Raw genomic sequence first — 16,773 nt, 5'->3', positions numbered from 1 at the left:
TCTCGTTCAAACTTTGCAAATTTTTATAAAATGACTATGTAAATATTAAAAACGCTTACACTGTTATTTTATCACTATAAGAATTATTACTCAAAAGAAATTCACTATTTTTTAAATTTTCTACTAAAAAATTTGGCGAAACTTTTAGAATTAATCGTTTTTATAGTTGAAAATGTAAGGTATACGCATATTATCGCTACAAACCTATATCAAACAGAGTGTGACCTATTCTACTTTATAGTGGGTTCAAACAATCTACGCTGTTATTAATAGGTTTATTCACTTTTGTCGAAACAGGGAAGTAATGTAAGGATACATCCTCATTAAAAAATGCTTGGTTCAATTGCTCGAACGAATGATCTGAAGGGTGCAACCAGTTTTTCCAATTTCCCTCATGAAGAATAACCGGCATTCGGTGGTGTAACTTTTCCATCTTTTCATTCGCTTGTCTAGTAATAATCGTACACGTAATAAAAGTTTGCTCGCCCTTTACATATCGATCCCATAGACCGGCAAACAGTAACGGACGCTCCAAATCTGATTGAATGTAATAAGGCTGCTTTTTATTGTTCTCTTTCTTCCACTCATAAAATCCATTTGCTACAATGATACAATGACGTTTATTAACTAAATGTTTATAAGAAGGCTTTTCAAATATCGTTTCACATCGTGCATTTATCATCTTATATCCGACTGAAGCATCCTTCGCCCAGAAAGGGATGAGACCCCACTTCATTAAGCCAGCTCGTGATTTCTTTTTTCCTTTAACAATTGTTAACACTTGTTGTGTTGGTGCTACGTTGTAACTCGGTGACAAGTTTGATTTCCAATCTTCGTTTTCAATATCTAACTCGTCTTGAATAAACTCAGGATCAGCATACAAAGTAAACCTTCCACACATTCATCTAACCTCCTAACATTATAATCAATTGCTTCACTTCATGCTGCAGGGTCATTGTTACACTTTCGAAATACGTTTTAATTACTTGGAAATTTTTGCCAAAAATGTTCGAATCGTTTCATAGCTTCTTCTAATTCATTCATCGAATATGCATAGGATAGCCGTACGTATCCTTCACCATACTCTGAGAAAGCATCTCCAGGTACAACAGCCAACTTCTCTTCTTTTAGTAACCTCAATGAAAATTCAAATGATGATAGATTCGATTTCATGATATTCGGAAAGACATAAAATGCCCCAGAAGGAATGACCGTATCTACACCAATCTCCATTAACTTATTGACGATAAAGTCTCTCCTTTTTTCATATACTTTCTTCATCTCTAAAGCATCATCAATTCCTGCTGTTAGTGCTTGGACGGCTGCAGATTGAGAGATCGAGGAAGCACAGCTGACGTTATATTGATGTACTTTAATCATATGATTCATGATAGGTTCCGGTCCGAAAGCAAAACCAATCCTCCAACCAGTCATACTATGAGATTTAGATAATCCGTTAATGACAATTGTTTTGTCTTTCATACCTTCAAATTGAGCAATTGATACATGTTCCTGGTCATAATTTAATTCAGAATAAATCTCATCTGAAATGACAGTTACGTTTTCATTCCTTAAATAATCTGCTAATAATCGTGCTGCTTCCTTCGTTAATACTGTCCCGGTCGGATTTGATGGATAAGGTAAAATAATTGCTCTTGTATTATCATTTTGATTTTGACGGATTTTTTCAGGGGTAATCACAAAGTTAGTATCTCGTGTATCAACTAACACCGGCACTGCGCCGCAAAGTTTGACTAATGGTGCATATGCTGGATAAACAGGTGCTGGTATGATTACCTCATTACCAGGACGTAAGATCGTTCTCATCGTAATATCTATTGCTTGTGAAGCACCTATCGTTGTTATAATTTCTGTTGAAGGATTATATGATAAATTGTATTTTTTTAATAAAAAATTGGATGCAGCTTCTCTCACATCGTCAGATCCTGCATTCTTTGTATATACTGTATCATTGTCGTCTATAGCTTTTTTAGCAGCTTCTTTAATATGTTCAGGCGTTTTGAAATCAGGCTGTCCTAACGTTAATTGAACCGCTTCCGGATATTCAGAAACACGATTAAAAAATTGTCTAATACCGGATATTTCAATATTTTTTACTTGATCATTAATTTGACTTGTCATTTTCATTCATCCTTTTTTAGTTCCTTATTGTTTACATAATAATATTACCGTAAATGTGTATGTAGTTTTAATAAATCTGATAAGTTACAATAATGCAGAAATCATAATCAACATAATTGTAAAGTAAATAATATATAAAATAATCGCACCGATTCCAGTAACTAAAGCAATTTTAGATCCGCTCTCCTTAATTTCAAACATATCTCGGATCATTGGTAAAGAGAGGAATGTAATGATTGCAATAAACAAAATTAAAATTAAAAAATCACCTAGAAATAATTCAACAGTTATCGTTTCTGCTACCATTCCAGTTAAAATATTTACGACTTCCGCAACCATTGACAATAGCTTAGCAATAAAGAGTTTAATGAAAATGATCATAGTCATCCACCAAGACCACTTTTGTTTTAACAACATTCCAACTCCAGATACGATTAATAATAAATACACACTATCAGCAATGAATACTAGCGTGATTCGTTCTCCAAAGCCCCAAGCAAATGCGACATAAAGCAAATAACTAAAATAACCGATTACAAAAAGTAATTTTGAAATGGCGAATACTTTTATTACTATAGGTACACCGTTGTTTCTGTCCTTCACTTTAGCCTCGCCCCTTTTATGATGATCAAGTTGGGAAATTCCGCATTCGATATCTAAAAATTAGAAAGCGGAACTTCCTTCGATCATTTTATTCATTTAGAAGGTTTAAACCTGTTCTACCAAGTAAATATGCAGCAATTGCAAATGCTTCAGTTTGATCACGAACGCGGTCAAAGCCTTGCGGTGATTGCCTCACTTGCAAGTGGTAAGGTGTTGCTACATGTAATGTGTCATTGTTTGCATGCCTTAAAAAGCTTGACACCTCTTGCAGCCCGTATTGGCCGCTTTGCATCACTTCATAAAACGATACAAACCCGTGCATAACACCACGATACCTAGTTGCTCTCACATCAACATTAAATTCTGCTAACCTTTCAGCATATGCTTCACCTTCATCTCTTAATGGGTCAAATTCAGCTGTAATAATTAATGTTGGTGGTAAGTCACTTAAATCCTCTGCATGTAACGGAGATGTATATGGATTTGACCACATCAATTCATCTGGTGCATACGTATCTCGTGCTCGGTACATGACTTGCCTTGATAACAAATAATATCCGCTGTCATATATTTCACGTGATTCTAAAGGAATATCTTTGAAAGTAGTAAGTGGATACAATAAAACTTGGGAAGATATTTCAGGTCCATCACGATCTCGTGCCATTAATGTCATGACCGTTGCTATGTTTCCCCCTGCACTATCTCCTACAACACTGATACGATCGGCATCTCCATTAAACGTGTCGGCATTGTCCACAGCCCACAAAATAGACGTATAACTATCTTCCACTGCTGTTGGAAAGATATTTTCAGGAGCTAAGCGATATCCGACAGCAATGACCACACTTTCAGTCCTAGCTGCAAGAGATCGGATAATATTGTCATGAGTATCAATATTTCCATACCCTTCCATAAACGCGCCACCATGATAATACATTGTGATCGGAAATGGTCCATCACCTTGTGGACGATATATTCGAACAGGAATTTGGACATCTCCTTGAACAGGAATATATATATCTTCTCGAAGTAAAGGAGTTCCTCCTCCTCTACCACCGGTAACAATTTGCGGCGGACGTATATTAATATCTAAAGAGACAAGATTGTTATTTATAGCATGAAGGATAACAGCAGTTTTCGCAGGTAGTCTTCCTTCATCTGTTGATTGCCAAATATACACGGAGACAGCTATTAAAATTAGAAGGGAAGCAAACAATATTGAGCCTAGTAAAAACACGTTTTTGAAAATGACTTTGGCCCATTTCATACACGATTTCGTCCCCTCTCCATTCAAGTTTCCATCATAAAGTGAGCATTCTTATCTAATCGTACTTAATCATTACCAATTATCATCCAATACCACATTTAATAAATGAAAAAACATTTAAAGATATTTGTTGTGATTTTACCATTTTATTTGGCTCAATCAAAATTATATTCAGGATTATATAAAGTTTTTAATCGCTAACTATGAAAGATCTTCGTGTAACGAATAAACGAAGGAAAATTAGAGAAATTATTGGCATAAACATTTAAATAGGTGGTGGTTGTGTGTGGATTATTTAATTCAGGCAAAAGATGGTGCTATTCCTTGTGAAGTAACGATTGATGATGATAATGGGGTTTATACGATTCGAAAATCAGACACATCTGGAGAAGTATTTAATGATGCAGAACAACTTATTGAATGGGTGCATAAGAATTGGTCGCCTGATTTATTTACCTCTGAAGAGGAATTTGAAAAGCTAATAAATAATTTATTACTTTATCGACGGGAATAAGTGAACCTAAAAAGGGCTTTTCAATAAATCTCACTACCGTCTGCGCCAGCTGGAATGAGTATTTAAAGAAAAGCCCCAATTTTATAAAAATGTTAACTTAAAAAGAAGTAAAATCCAGTTACTAATAGCCACTTGTACCACGGCTGATCATTTTGATTCATGTTTGCTAGCGGATGGTCTACATGAATATCTGTCCGGAACCATGGAAGTTCAAGTTTTTCACGCTCGTCAAATTTAATTTTTGAAACTACCCGATCCTCTTCTCCTAAAACGGTCATAACTCCGTTTTCTGCTATGTCATATGATAACTCTTCATCCTTTTTTGTCGTTACAGGAACTTTATTAGGCATGACATAATCAACTATTGGTTCTTCATTTTCTAAGGAGATTTTTTGTGTTTCAAAATGCTCAAAGCCAAATTCTAATAATTCTAATGTATCTTCCTGGGCAGTATACCTTGATGAAGCGTTCAATGTAACTGTAATTAATTCAGTTTCATCATTCTTCGCTGCAGTAGATAAAGTATAGCCTGCTTTACTCACATAGCCATTCTTTATACCTATTACTTCGTCATTTTGCCTTAGCAAAGGATGGTGATTGTACAACCGGGTTTCCCATCCTTCGGCAAGCCAGTCAAAATACTCTGTACTAACCAAATCACGAAAAGTTTCATTTTTCATTGCATATGAACTTATTAACGCCATATCATTCGCAGTCGTATAATGATCTTCTTCAAATAAGCCATGCGGGTTTGTGAAAGATGAATCTTGGACGCCTACTCGTAATTTCGCAAACCGATTCATTCGTTCTGAGAATTCTTCAACAGATCCATCGATATGTTCAGCAATTGCAATAGCTGCATCATTACCAGAGCTCACCATTAAACCGTATAGCAATTGCTCAACGGTAATTTCTTCATCTTCAAGCAAATAAACTCTCGTGCCTATTGCTCTTATTGCTTCCTCACTAACTTTTACTGTTTCTTGTAGATCAACTGTTTCTATAGCGATGATAGCAGTTAGTATTTTAGTAATACTTGCTGGGTACATTTGTTTTGTTGAATTTTTTTCATATAATATTTCATTCGTCTGTGCATCCATTAGTACCACTGCATCGCTATCATAGTTTAAATTGACATCTGAATCCGCAAATACAGGAATATTCATAAACATGAGAGCAAAAAAAATCGATAGAGAACTAAGTAGAAAGCTGTATTTATACTGAAATTTGCTCATTTTATCACCTAATAATACATATTTACTTTTATGATAAACACTACAGTAATTTGAAGACAAGGTGTTTTTTATAACAATTTGATTACAAAAATAATTCAAAGATATTTTTCTAAATAACATCCCCCTATATTGCTTGGGTTTATCGTTGTGAATTTCTATAAAGGGGGATGTCGTCCATCATGATTATTCATCTATCGTTAAAAGGATGTCCAGCATTGGTTCTCCATCAAGGATCCCTATAGCAAAAGCACTATAATTTGTTCCTTCATGTAAAGTAACATTCGGTATATCAAAAACAGATTTTTCTTGTCCTGAAGGAAGTACAGAAACGTTGTATGTTCCTGCTGGTACTTCTATATATTCACTACCCTCACGATACGATATTTCTTCAAAAATAGGTTTATCATTTGCAATAATATCAACTGATGGAGCTCCAGGTGCTAGGTGTACTAGTCGTACTTTAGCATTTTCATTTGATGAAAGGTCATCTCCAAATACTTGTAACTTTAAATCATCTTTTTTCCCGCTTGCAACGATTGTATGAGCTTTTTCATTATTTAATTTTATAACTTCTTCTAATAGCGGATCCTCATTTTTAGGATCGGCTCCTTCCGGAAATACTTTAATTGTATATTCTCCAGGAGACGTTGACTGATAGCTGCTTAGTTCTTTAAAGTTTAACTCATTTAAGATAAGATCATCATTAGTGTATATGTCAATAGCTGGGACATCCGGGGATGCATTTAAGGCTCGAAACTTAGTATCGCTTTGCTGTTGTGATGAAATTTCTCCAGAAATAGTAAGAAATAACATTGCGATTGTAAGGATACTGAACACCCATTTTTTCATTTTTATGATTCTCCTTCTCTTAAGTAAATTTTTACATTGATAGCCTTACCAATTTCTCAGTTGCTATTCGTATAAAAACGCTGTAATATCGGACACGTTCACTTATAGGGGGCGAAATCCATGCAAAACTTAGTTAAAAAATGTAAACAATTGGATGGAAAAGGTTATAAAGCATTAAAATCGATTCAAGGAAGCTACGAAGGAATAGATTACACACTATACATTGATTATGTTCAAGGTGATCCATTCGCTTCTCCGTCACGTATTCGTATATTCGTACCATTTGATAAAACAAATTTCCATCTCTATACATACAAAACGAAAGAAGAAAAGATCGCTTTTACTCACTTTTTTGCGAAAGAAGTCAAAAAGAACATTATAAGAATCGACCATAACATTCACGGAAGTGGAAAGAGTGGTTTGATTTATATTGATGCTCCTGGTCAAGAAATGATTGAAAGAACCGCTGTTAAACTAACGAATAAAGGGATAGAGTTTCGCCTTACTGTCGGATTACCTGCGAGAGGAAGGAAAGTATTAGGTCGTGAATGTGCAAAGTTACTATGCTCTATATTACCTACAATAATTGAAAATACATTATCAAACTATAACAAAGGGACATTAAAAAAGCATTTAGTGTTGGCAAATGAACAAAGAGCAATCAGGGAATACTTGCATAAAAACAACTTTACGGCATTTATCGCTAACGGGGCTATACTTCCTCGAGAAAGTGGTGTGAATAATAAGCCATTAAAAAGTCCAAATATGATTCCTTTTCAATCACCGAAAAAGTATGAAATTACTATACCTTTATCCGAAAATAGATCAATTTCAGGGATGGGGGTTCCATTAGGAATTACGATGATTGTTGGAGGTGGATACCACGGGAAAAGTACATTATTAAATGCAATCGAACGCGGAGTTTATAATCACGAATTAAATGATGGTAGAGAGTATGTTCTTACAGAAGAAACGGCGATGAAAATTCGTTCAGAGGATGGAAGATCGATTTATGACGTCGATATTTCACCATTTATCTCAGATTTGCCGTTTGCAAAAAGTACGACTTCATTTCATTCTACTAACGCTAGCGGCAGTACATCACAAGCAGCTAATATTATGGAAGCCCTTGAAATGAAATCTACATTATTATTAATTGACGAAGACACTAGTGCAACAAATTTTATGATTCGAGATGCACGAATGCAACAACTTGTAAATAAAGACAAAGAACCGATCCGTCCATTTATAGATAATGTTAACCAGTTATTTCAAGAAAAGGGGATTTCAACGATCCTCGTCATCGGAGGTTCGGGAGATTATTTTGATGTTGCTGATAATATTATGATGATGGACACTTACGTTCCTTATGACCGGACAATGGAAGCGAAACAAATTGCTAAACAATTTAATAGTGGGAGAAAAAAAGAAACAGAAAATTCTTTTTATCATAAAAAAATTCGTTCTTTTCAAAAAGAAAAAATAACAGCACTGTTAGATCGTAAAGAAAAAGTTATTGCGAAAGAATTACATTCGATCGTTTTAGGTAAAACCGTCATTGATCTTCAATATGTAGAACAATTAATTGACCCTAGCCAAACGAGAGCAATTGCTAATATACTAAAGCAATTGATAAAGCATTCTAGTTCTGCATGTTCGATTACTGATGTTGTCGAGAGTACCTATGCAGATCTAATGAACAATGGAATAGATTTTTTATCATCGCATAAAAATGAGCATCCTGGTGATTTAGCGATGCCGAGAAAACAAGAAATTTATGCAGCGATTAATCGGATCCGATATTCTATATAACACTCAATTAAAGGGATTCTTTTGATATTAAGAGATTAGGGTTGATTTATCAAGATGCACTCGCTTGCACACTAGAGCACAAGTGCGACATCTACTCGTGCTTCACTTCTTTTGCATCCTAGTGTCTTCTTTGTGTAGGCAAGACTTCAGCTAATCGGGGGAAAGTGCCCCGATTGATCTTCACCTCTTGCTTTTTCTGTTTCAATCTCTTCTAGTATTGCTTATATCTACCTGAGTCAACCGGCCAAAACGCCTCGTCCTATTGCATGTCCGGCATTAGGACGTTCTGTCCGTGGCGAAGCAACTCGCTAGATCAGATCTTCTGCTAAAATCTCCGTGTCCTGCTGGAATGCCGAAGTCACCCCATCCGTAAGAAAGCTCATGGTGAAAATGCTTGGCTGGCGTCTAGTCTTTTGACCATCAATAAGAAAAAAATAAGCTGACATTCATACATGCAGATGAATTGTCAGCTTAGTCTACTAATCATTTTCAAAAAGCTTCTTATAGGACCCGTACCCCTCTTTTTCGAGGTCCTCTTTCGGGATAAAGCGAAGTGCAGCAGAATTAATGCAATAACGATGTCCGGTAGGCTTTGGCCCATCATTAAATACATGGCCAAGGTGCGAATCCCCTTCTTTGCTTCTCACTTCTGTCCTTACCATAAAATGAGAAAAATCCGATTTTTCTATGATACGATCTTTATCTACCGGTTTTGAAAAGCTTGGCCAACCACAGTTAGAATCAAATTTATCCAAAGAACTAAATAAAGGTTCCCCGGAAACGATATCAACATATATTCCCTCTTCAAAATGCTTCCAATATTCGTTGTTAAAAGGAGCTTCTGTGCCATCTTCCTGTGTTACTTTGTATTGAATATCTGTTAGTTTTTCCTTTAACTCTTTTTTATTCATTTTTGTCACCCCAATGTTGTGTAATAAAATCTGCTCTGCCACTTCCTTTACGATAGATTTTATAATGAAGCGGATTTTTTTTATAGTAATCTTGATGGTATTCTTCTGCAGGATAAAATGGTTTCGCTTTACGAATTTCTGTTACGATCGGTTTTGAAAACTTCCCGCACGTTTCAAGCTCTTTCTTCGATAACAAAGCTTTCTCCCTCTGCTCTTCATCATGATAGAATATAGCCGTTTGATATGACTCACCACGGTCATGGAATTGTCCACCTGGATCGGTAGGGTCAATCTGCGACCAAAATATATTCAGTAAGTGATCATATGAAAAAACTGCTGGGTCATACGTAATTTGTACAGCTTCTAGATGACCTGTTTTATTTGAACACACTTGTTCATATGTTGGATTTTCAATATCTCCTCCAGTATATCCTGAAACCACTTGGTGAATGCCCGGTTGTTGATCGAAAGGTGATACCATACACCAAAAGCATCCCCCGGCAAAAGTAGCCTTTTTAAGCTCGTTATCATCCATTCCTATCCCTCCCCTTTGAAGTTTTATTATCAATACTTGATAGCTAATACATTTTACAACGTCCATTTTGCATTTCGTTCATTATGAAAGTCAAATAAAACAAATATAGATCGTTTCATCCCTTCAATTATGACACAATGATTTCATATTGGTATGTTAAACAGAAAAACATAAATGATTCACAATAGCTGCAGTTCCTTTTATTGATTATGGAATAAAGCGGAGAAAATTGTTATAAGCAAAGCCTTTAACCTCATCCTCCTTATAACGTTTTAATAGCTCTTCGATTAAGTTCTCATATTTACCCGAATGTTCAAGGTTTTGTACATAATAGCTAATACCATCAAAATCGGATCCAAATGCTAGATGATTTTTTCCTCCTAAAGAACAAAAATGATCAATATGCCTTAATAATTCATCGATAGATGCACTTTCGCCACCATTTATAAATGGCGGATTAAATACAACCCCAATGAGCCCGTTTTTCGAAAACATTGCTTCAGCTTGTTCATCAGTTAAATTTCTCCGGTGTTCACAGATAGTCATAGAATTTGAATGTGTTGCAATTGGAAAGTCAGAAATAGTGATGACATCCCAAAATCCTGCTTGAGATAAGTGGGAGACATCCGTTAAAACTTTTTGTTCATTATTCAGTTTGACAACTTCAAAGCCTAGTTTGGTAAGTCCCCCGCCTCTCGGTTCTCCCGCACCGTCTGCACATAAATTAGCATTGTTCCAAGTAAGCCCAATTGATTTGACACCTAATTGATATAATGTTCGTAATTTCATCAAATCATTTCCGAAAGAATCTGCCCCTTCAAGAGTAAGCATAGCGCCGATTTCATTCTCTTTTAAGTTTCTTATGTCATCCCAACTGACAATTTTGATGACATTTTCATGTTTTTCAACAACTTCTTTATGGAATAAATCAATCTGTTCCAGGGCTATCTGGAACTTTAAATCAGACGGAAGATCAGGTTCAATAAATACAGCAAATAATTGCAGTCGAACGTTACCAGCTATAAGTCTTTTTAAATTAGCCTCTAGTGATGAGGAATCTTTAAAAACTCGTGTTCGATCTTCCCATAATCTCAATAGTACATCGCAATGTAAATCAAAAACCTTCATTTGTCTCCCCCATTTACTGTTAGTTACTATTAAATGATAATTATAATATATTTTTTGCAAAATTCGAAATTCCTTTGTGGGCTAAGTCGTCGTATTTCAATTCTTCAAACAGTCAATAAACCAACAATTCTATGTGGTAATAACCTAAAAAAAAAGATGTCGCATTGTAAAGCTTTTTATGAGACATCTCTTTTCTTATCAATCTAGACAGAGCAGCAACGCCGCTGACAATCCTTTATTCATTTGGTTTGATCATCTTTTCTGGGTTTACATATTGCTCGAATTCTTCTTCTGTTAAATAACCTAATTGCAGAGCTGCTTCTTTCAAAGTACGATCTTCACGATAAGCTTTTTTAGCAATTTCTGCAGCTTTTTCATAACCGATATGAGGATTTAAAGCAGTTACGAGCATTAAGGAATTTTTCACATGCTCAGAAATAACCCCTTCGTTTGCTTCAATTCCAGTCATACACTTGTTATTAAATGAGTCCATTGCGTCACTTAAGAGGCGTACTGACTGCAAAAAGTTATAAATGATGACTGGTTTAAATACGTTCAGCTCAAAGTTCCCTTGACTTGCTGCAAACCCAATTGTCGCATCATTTCCAAAAACTTGAGAAACCGCCATTGTCAATGCTTCGCTTTGAGTCGGATTAACTTTACCGGGCATGATTGAACTTCCGGGCTCATTAGCTGGTATCGTGATTTCACCGATCCCTGAACGTGGACCACTAGCTAACCACCGTACATCATTTGCGATTTTCATTAAATCTGCTGCCAATGCCTTTAATGCACCATGGGCATAAGTAATTTCATCGTGACTTGTTAGCGCATGGAATTTATTAGGTGATGAGTAAAACGTAATGCCGGTAATTCGACTTATTTCTTCTGCAGTGTAGTCTCCAAACTTTGAATGCGCATTTATTCCTGTTCCGACAGCAGTACCACCAATCGCTAAATATTTCAGGTGTTCGGAAGACTCTTTTATCATTTGCTCACTTCGTTCTAACATATATGACCAACCGCTCAATTCTTGACCTAATGTTAACGGTGTTGCGTCTTGTAAATGCGTGCGGCCAATCTTAATTATATGATCAAAATCCTTTTGTTTTTGATCAATGACCTTTTTAAGTCTTTGTAAAGAAGGAATTAATCTATCCTGTACTTCTTTTAATGCTGTAATGTGCATTGATGTTGGGAACGTATCGTTTGAACTTTGTGATCTGTTTACGTCATCGTTCGGGTGAATTCGGATTTCACTATTTTGTTCCTTGAAATATTCGTTAGCACGGTACGCTACTACTTCATTCATATTCATATTTGATTGTGTCCCACTGCCAGTTTGCCATACGACTAAAGGGAAATGTTCATATTTACCATCTTCTCTGAGCTCCTGACAAACTCGTTCAATCATTTTACTTTTTTCTGATTCGAGGTTACCTAATCTCTTATTCGCAACAGCACATGCTTCTTTCAATATTGTAAAAGCTTCTACAACTTCTAACGGCATCTTTTCTTTACCGATTTTAAAATTATCAAGACTCCGCTGTGTTTGTGCTCCCCACCATTTATCTGCTGGTACTTGCACTTCTCCTAATGTATCTTTTTCCGTACGATGTTTCATTCTCTTTCCTCCTTATACAACGCTTTCTTCCATAACATTCCCTCGTTTACTACTCATAAAACGATTCTAAAGAGAAATTGTACCGTTCGTTAAGACAGACGATAAAACATATAAAATTAATAGGACTAAGCCTATACCTATCGCAAACTTTAATATTTTACCTACTACTTTTAATAAAATTAAGCCAATAACAATGACAATAATCCATGTTAAAATATCCATGTTTATTACTCCTTTAATCAAACATTATCATTATTTTAACGTTTATTTAGCAGACTGTCACCGAAAAACCATACAATTACACATAATATTAAAATTGAAATTTCTGAATTTTGGGTATATGATAGACGTAGTTTATTTATGTAATATTCTTATGCGGAGGTGTCGGCATGGAAAAAGTATTAAAACCAAATGAAGGAACATTCAATTTAAATGATTATGAGAGCGTTCGCAAAAAATTTAACTGGGATGAAGTAAAGAACCATTTTTCATGGTCCAAAACTGGCAAAGTAAACCTGGCATACGAAGCAATTGATAAGCATGTAGATGAAGGAAAAGGTAACAAGCCAGCATTGCTTTATTCCGATTCGTCTCGTGAAGTTACTTTAACGTTTAATGATTTAAAAGAACAATCAAACAAATCCGCACATATGTTCAAAAATTGCAACGTAGAAAAAGGTGACCGTGTGTTTATATTTATGCCGCGAAGCCCTGAATTATATGTTGCGTTATTAGGAGCTATTAAAGTCGGTGCTGTTGTTGGACCTTTATTTGAAGCATTTATGAAAGAAGCAGTTAAAAGCAGGATCGAAGACAGTGAAGCGAAGATTCTCGTCACAACACCTGAGTTATTACAGCGAGTTCCGTATGATCAATTACCTTCACTTGAAAGAATCATACTTGTTGGTGAAGATATACCTAATAATGAGAGGTTTATCTCGTATTTTGATGAAATAAAAATAGCACCTGCTGATGATTCTGCGTTAGAATGGGTTGATTTAGAGGATGGATTAATCCTTCATTACACATCCGGTTCAACTGGTAAGCCTAAAGGAGTTTACCATGTTCACAATGCAATGCTTCAACATTATCAGTCCGCAAAATGGGTCCTCGATTTAAAAGAAGATGATGTTTATTGGTGTACTGCAGATCCTGGCTGGGTAACAGGAACATCATATGGGATTTTTGGCCCTTGGTTAAATGGTGTAACGAATGTTGTCCGAGGTGGAAGGTTCTCACCAGATGACTGGTATTCAACGATCGATAAATACAAAGTAACTGTTTGGTATAGTGCACCAACAGCCTTCCGTATGCTTATGGCTGCACCGAAGGAAACGATAGAAAATCATGATTTAAGCTCTCTACGTCATATATTAAGCGTCGGCGAACCTTTAAATCCAGAAGTAGTCCGTTGGGGCGTCGAAGTATTTAATCATAGAATCCATGATACTTGGTGGATGACTGAAACGGGAGCTATGCTTATATGTAATTATTTATCGGAGTCTATTAAACCCGGTTCTATGGGAAAGCCGTTACCAGGAATTGAAGCTGCAATTATTAATGAACATGGTGAAGAACTACCACCATATAAAATGGGGAACTTAGCAATAAAAAAAGGTTGGCCGTCAATGATGAGGAAAATTTGGAACAATGAAACAAAGTACAATGAGTACTTCGCCATTTCTGGTTGGTACGTTTCTGGTGACACAGCGTACAAAGATGAAGACGGCTACTTTTGGTTCCAAGGGCGTAATGATGATGTCATCATGACTTCAGGTGAAAGAGTCGGTCCATTTGAAATTGAAAGTAAGCTCGTCGAACATCCTGCTGTTGCTGAAGCAGGTGTAATAGGTAAGCCAGATGATATAAGAGGACACATTATTAAGGCATTTATTTCGTTACGAGATGGTTATGAATATACAGATGAATTAAAGGAAGAAATAAAAACTTTTATAAAGAAAGAACTTTCTGCACACGCTGTTCCACGAGAAATTGAATATAAAGAAAAACTTCCGAAAACGAGAAGTGGTAAAATTATGAGGCGTGTTTTAAAAGCTTGGGAATTAAATGAACCTACCGGTGATTTATCAACGATGGATGATTAACTTAAAAAAGTAGAGTGGCTAATGTTCTCAAGACCTAAATAAAAAAGGTAAATAAATTATAGGACATAACATATTTTTTTCATTTTTATCTTTTGGTTAGATATGTGTAACCTATGATATTAAAAGGACCGCAACATTTAAGACACATTTAAAATGTTGTGGTCCGATTTGTTTTCTCTTAACGCACCTGTTACTTTAAGAGTTGCCCCTGTTTTGATTAACTTTTTGTTTGTACAGAATTACATCAATGGGTCTGTTTTACGCCAATTGTGGTTGTAATAAATGAAAGACAATACAGTTGCTCCAACAACACTTGGTAGTAAAATAAATGCAACAAATCGCAGTGTGAAAATTTCGCTCACATCAAAATGTCCGTGAATGGGTCCTAAAATTTGTGTTGCAGTCATAATTGCAGCATGAAATCCGATTGATGTCCACACACTTCCTGATATCGCCCTAAACACACCTAAAATGATTGCAAAGCCAGGAATAAATTGAAGCTGTTCTACAGAATACATTGCCCCTATAAAATAAGCAAATAATGAGAACAGCAGTGATTGTAAAAGTATTGTGCCCCAATGAGGGAATAATACATTTAAGTACCGATATATATATCCTCTAAAAATGAATTCTTCAGGTAATGCTTCTATCAACAATACAGTTATGAATAAAATCAACATACTCAGTAATAGATCATTCAAATCTGTATGAACTTTGATTTCAACCCACCCAAGCATAACACAAATAAATAAACCAACAGATGCGGGAATCGTCCAAAGAAAAAAACCTAGAAAAAAAGAAATGATATTCTTTTTAAAAGTTCCTTGTCCGAGTTGATGCCACGGAATATTGTCAATTTTAAGTGCCACTTGTATGAGAATAAAGGTTAATATAGTAGTAAGTACAGCAATTAAGAAGTGATTAAATCGAATATATTCTTCCCCTATAAATATATCACTAAGATAGGTTATGAAGTTCCATATAATGATACCTATTATCAATACAACTAAAATTCTCACCCATATGTTTTTCATATTAAATGGCGCCGTTTTACCCAACATATCCACTCCAATCTATTTGTATTTATAATTGTTCTACCTTCAAGAAAACACCTCCGACTAATTGTATCTACATTAGTAGTTCTACCATAATATTTACGGGTTATTGCTGTCTCTTTAATGGTCTTCGAAACGATTGTGTCTGCGGAGTACTATCCTCACACCGAGGTTCTGCTCCACCCAAAACCAAACGAACGTTTTTATCTATAATTCTATTATATACGTTCTAACCATTTTACAACTCTATTTTTTAAATAAACTATGTAAGTAACTATGGGGCTGGGACAAAACCCAGTTAATAAGAGTGGCACTCACCGTCGGTGAGTGCCATTTCTTCTTTTTCAGTTATTCATATTATATTTTGGGTTGATTGTTTCAAAAAACACTCGCTTGCCGCGGGCAAGGCTTCAGCTAATCGGGGTAAAATCGCCCCGATGGATCTTCAGCTCTTGCTTTTCCCGCAGGCGTCTCGTGATTTTGACAATCAACTTGGATAAGTCCGTCTAGTTTATACGTATACACAAAAAGGATACCTTCTGATAAAGTTAAAGTATCCACACAAAAACAGAATCGGAGGTATCCTTATGTATAAAGATTATAACATGAATCAAATCATTTTGCCGATGGATTTAGCCTATAAACTTCAGGAAAATGATATCGCTTTTGCCGTGAATGATATGGTAGAAGCCATCCCCGATGAGGCATTCAGTGGATTTTTACGTACAACGGGCTGTCCGGCCTATCATCCCAGAATGATGATGAAGATCATCCTTTGCGCCTATACACAATCTGTCTTCTCTGGGAGAAAAATTGAGGAGCTTTTGAAAGACAGTGTTCGGATGATGTGGCTGGCGCAAGGGTATGAACCAAGCTACCGTACGATCAACCGTTTTAGGGTACACCATGAAGTCCAAGAATTACTACGTCAGTGTTTCGTTCAATTCCGTTGTCAGCTGGTTAAAGAAAAGGTGATTGAAGATGAATCGATCT

Annotated in this window: 16 protein-coding genes; 4 read left to right on the top strand and 12 right to left on the bottom strand. The window is 35.8% G+C overall.

The genetic code is table 11. The annotated features are described in order from the left end of the window. Positions 1 to 235 precede the first annotated feature (235 nt). From CD001_RS16460 to CD001_RS16445, 4 genes are all read right to left on the bottom strand, one after another. Positions 236 to 901 (bottom strand): SOS response-associated peptidase, encoded by a 666-nt coding sequence (locus CD001_RS16460; protein ID WP_096188733.1) that lies wholly within the window; start codon positions 899 to 901, stop codon positions 236 to 238. A 77-nt stretch (positions 902 to 978) separates the two neighbouring features. After that, positions 979 to 2,142 (bottom strand): aminotransferase A, encoded by a 1,164-nt coding sequence (locus CD001_RS16455; RefSeq protein WP_096188732.1) that lies wholly within the window; start codon positions 2,140 to 2,142, stop codon positions 979 to 981. Between the two features lie 84 nt (positions 2,143 to 2,226). Next, the gene (locus tag CD001_RS16450) at positions 2,227 to 2,745 is read right to left on the bottom strand and encodes a hypothetical protein (protein WP_096188731.1); all 519 of its coding nucleotides are present in this window, start codon (positions 2,743 to 2,745) and stop codon (positions 2,227 to 2,229) included. Positions 2,746 to 2,833: 88 nt separating this feature from the next. Further along, a complete protein-coding gene (locus tag CD001_RS16445; RefSeq protein WP_096188730.1) occupies positions 2,834 to 4,012 on the bottom strand; it encodes an alpha/beta hydrolase in 1,179 nt (392 codons plus the stop codon). Positions 4,013 to 4,298: 286 nt separating this feature from the next. On the opposite strand from CD001_RS16445, the gene CD001_RS16440 reads away from it, so the two are divergent. Continuing rightward, positions 4,299 to 4,526: a hypothetical protein gene (locus CD001_RS16440; RefSeq protein WP_096188729.1), complete on the top strand. Its 228-nt coding sequence runs from the start codon at positions 4,299 to 4,301 to the stop codon at positions 4,524 to 4,526. Between the two features lie 92 nt (positions 4,527 to 4,618). On the opposite strand, the gene CD001_RS16435 is transcribed toward CD001_RS16440, so the two are convergent. Beyond that, entirely contained in the window at positions 4,619 to 5,761 is a 1,143-nt protein-coding gene (locus tag CD001_RS16435) for a D-alanyl-D-alanine carboxypeptidase family protein (RefSeq protein ID WP_179298786.1), read from the bottom strand. 183 nt (positions 5,762 to 5,944) lie between these two features. After that, entirely contained in the window at positions 5,945 to 6,610 is a 666-nt protein-coding gene (locus CD001_RS16430; RefSeq protein ID WP_096188727.1) for a DUF4397 domain-containing protein, read from the bottom strand. A 120-nt stretch (positions 6,611 to 6,730) separates the two neighbouring features. Here CD001_RS16430 and CD001_RS16425 point away from each other — a divergent pair, with 120 nt between their 5' ends. Beyond that, on the top strand, positions 6,731 to 8,422 hold the full coding sequence (locus tag CD001_RS16425; RefSeq protein ID WP_096188726.1) for an ABC-ATPase domain-containing protein: 1,692 nt from the start codon (positions 6,731 to 6,733) through the stop codon (positions 8,420 to 8,422). 479 nt (positions 8,423 to 8,901) lie between these two features. Here the strand turns inward: CD001_RS16425 and msrB are convergent, their stop codons facing one another. The 5 genes from msrB to CD001_RS26495 form a co-directional block, all read right to left on the bottom strand. Further along, positions 8,902 to 9,333: a peptide-methionine (R)-S-oxide reductase MsrB gene (msrB, locus tag CD001_RS16420; RefSeq protein ID WP_096188725.1), complete on the bottom strand. Its 432-nt coding sequence runs from the start codon at positions 9,331 to 9,333 to the stop codon at positions 8,902 to 8,904. Further along, the gene (msrA, locus tag CD001_RS16415; RefSeq protein ID WP_096188724.1) at positions 9,326 to 9,868 is read right to left on the bottom strand and encodes a peptide-methionine (S)-S-oxide reductase MsrA; all 543 of its coding nucleotides are present in this window, start codon (positions 9,866 to 9,868) and stop codon (positions 9,326 to 9,328) included. The genes msrB and msrA overlap by 8 nt, the downstream gene beginning before the upstream one ends. A gap of 207 nt (positions 9,869 to 10,075) precedes the next feature. Continuing rightward, positions 10,076 to 10,996, bottom strand: a complete 921-nt coding sequence (locus tag CD001_RS16410) for a dipeptidase (protein ID WP_096188723.1) — start codon at positions 10,994 to 10,996, stop codon at positions 10,076 to 10,078. A 235-nt stretch (positions 10,997 to 11,231) separates the two neighbouring features. Further along, positions 11,232 to 12,620: a class II fumarate hydratase gene (gene fumC / locus CD001_RS16405; protein WP_096188722.1), complete on the bottom strand. Its 1,389-nt coding sequence runs from the start codon at positions 12,618 to 12,620 to the stop codon at positions 11,232 to 11,234. A 66-nt stretch (positions 12,621 to 12,686) separates the two neighbouring features. Beyond that, positions 12,687 to 12,842 (bottom strand): hypothetical protein, encoded by a 156-nt coding sequence (locus tag CD001_RS26495; protein WP_179298785.1) that lies wholly within the window; start codon positions 12,840 to 12,842, stop codon positions 12,687 to 12,689. A 167-nt stretch (positions 12,843 to 13,009) separates the two neighbouring features. Between CD001_RS26495 and acsA the strand changes: the two genes are divergently transcribed. Beyond that, positions 13,010 to 14,725 (top strand): acetate--CoA ligase, encoded by a 1,716-nt coding sequence (acsA, locus tag CD001_RS16400; protein ID WP_096188721.1) that lies wholly within the window; start codon positions 13,010 to 13,012, stop codon positions 14,723 to 14,725. Between the two features lie 239 nt (positions 14,726 to 14,964). Here acsA and CD001_RS16395 read toward each other — a convergent pair whose 3' ends face one another. Next, positions 14,965 to 15,786 carry a CPBP family glutamic-type intramembrane protease gene (locus CD001_RS16395; protein WP_096188720.1) on the bottom strand — a complete coding sequence of 274 codons (822 nt, stop codon included), beginning with the start codon at positions 15,784 to 15,786 and terminating at the stop codon, positions 14,965 to 14,967. Between the two features lie 581 nt (positions 15,787 to 16,367). On the opposite strand from CD001_RS16395, the gene CD001_RS16390 reads away from it, so the two are divergent. Next, positions 16,368 to 16,773: transposase (locus tag CD001_RS16390; protein WP_142303665.1), on the top strand; the 406-nt coding region annotated here is incomplete at its 3' end.

It is taken from the genome of Evansella halocellulosilytica (assembly GCF_002335745.1).
GTDB lineage: Bacteria > Bacillota > Bacilli > Bacillales > Salisediminibacteriaceae > Bacillus_CA > Bacillus_CA halocellulosilytica.
Note: the sequence above shows the minus strand (reverse complement) of the source record. Positions and strands in the feature narration are given on the sequence as shown.

Bases quoted from the DNA above. Each gene is read 5' to 3' on its own strand.
- CD001_RS16460 (WP_096188733.1), bottom strand. From the start codon at position 901: ATGTGTGGAAGGTTTACTTTGTATGCTGATCCTGAGTTTATTCAAGAC.
- CD001_RS16455 (WP_096188732.1), bottom strand. From the start codon at position 2,142: ATGACAAGTCAAATTAATGATCAAGTAAAAAATATTGAAATATCCGGT.
- CD001_RS16445 (WP_096188730.1), bottom strand. From the start codon at position 4,012: ATGAAATGGGCCAAAGTCATTTTCAAAAACGTGTTTTTACTAGGCTCA.
- CD001_RS16435 (WP_179298786.1), bottom strand. From the start codon at position 5,761: ATGAGCAAATTTCAGTATAAATACAGCTTTCTACTTAGTTCTCTATCG.
- CD001_RS16430 (WP_096188727.1), bottom strand. From the start codon at position 6,610: ATGAAAAAATGGGTGTTCAGTATCCTTACAATCGCAATGTTATTTCTT.
- CD001_RS16425 (WP_096188726.1), top strand. From the start codon at position 6,731: ATGCAAAACTTAGTTAAAAAATGTAAACAATTGGATGGAAAAGGTTAT.
- msrB (WP_096188725.1), bottom strand. From the start codon at position 9,333: ATGAATAAAAAAGAGTTAAAGGAAAAACTAACAGATATTCAATACAAA.
- msrA (WP_096188724.1), bottom strand. From the start codon at position 9,868: ATGGATGATAACGAGCTTAAAAAGGCTACTTTTGCCGGGGGATGCTTT.
- CD001_RS16410 (WP_096188723.1), bottom strand. From the start codon at position 10,996: ATGAAGGTTTTTGATTTACATTGCGATGTACTATTGAGATTATGGGAA.
- fumC (WP_096188722.1), bottom strand. From the start codon at position 12,620: ATGAAACATCGTACGGAAAAAGATACATTAGGAGAAGTGCAAGTACCA.
- CD001_RS26495 (WP_179298785.1), bottom strand. From the start codon at position 12,842: ATGGATATTTTAACATGGATTATTGTCATTGTTATTGGCTTAATTTTA.
- acsA (WP_096188721.1), top strand. From the start codon at position 13,010: ATGGAAAAAGTATTAAAACCAAATGAAGGAACATTCAATTTAAATGAT.
- CD001_RS16395 (WP_096188720.1), bottom strand. From the start codon at position 15,786: ATGTTGGGTAAAACGGCGCCATTTAATATGAAAAACATATGGGTGAGA.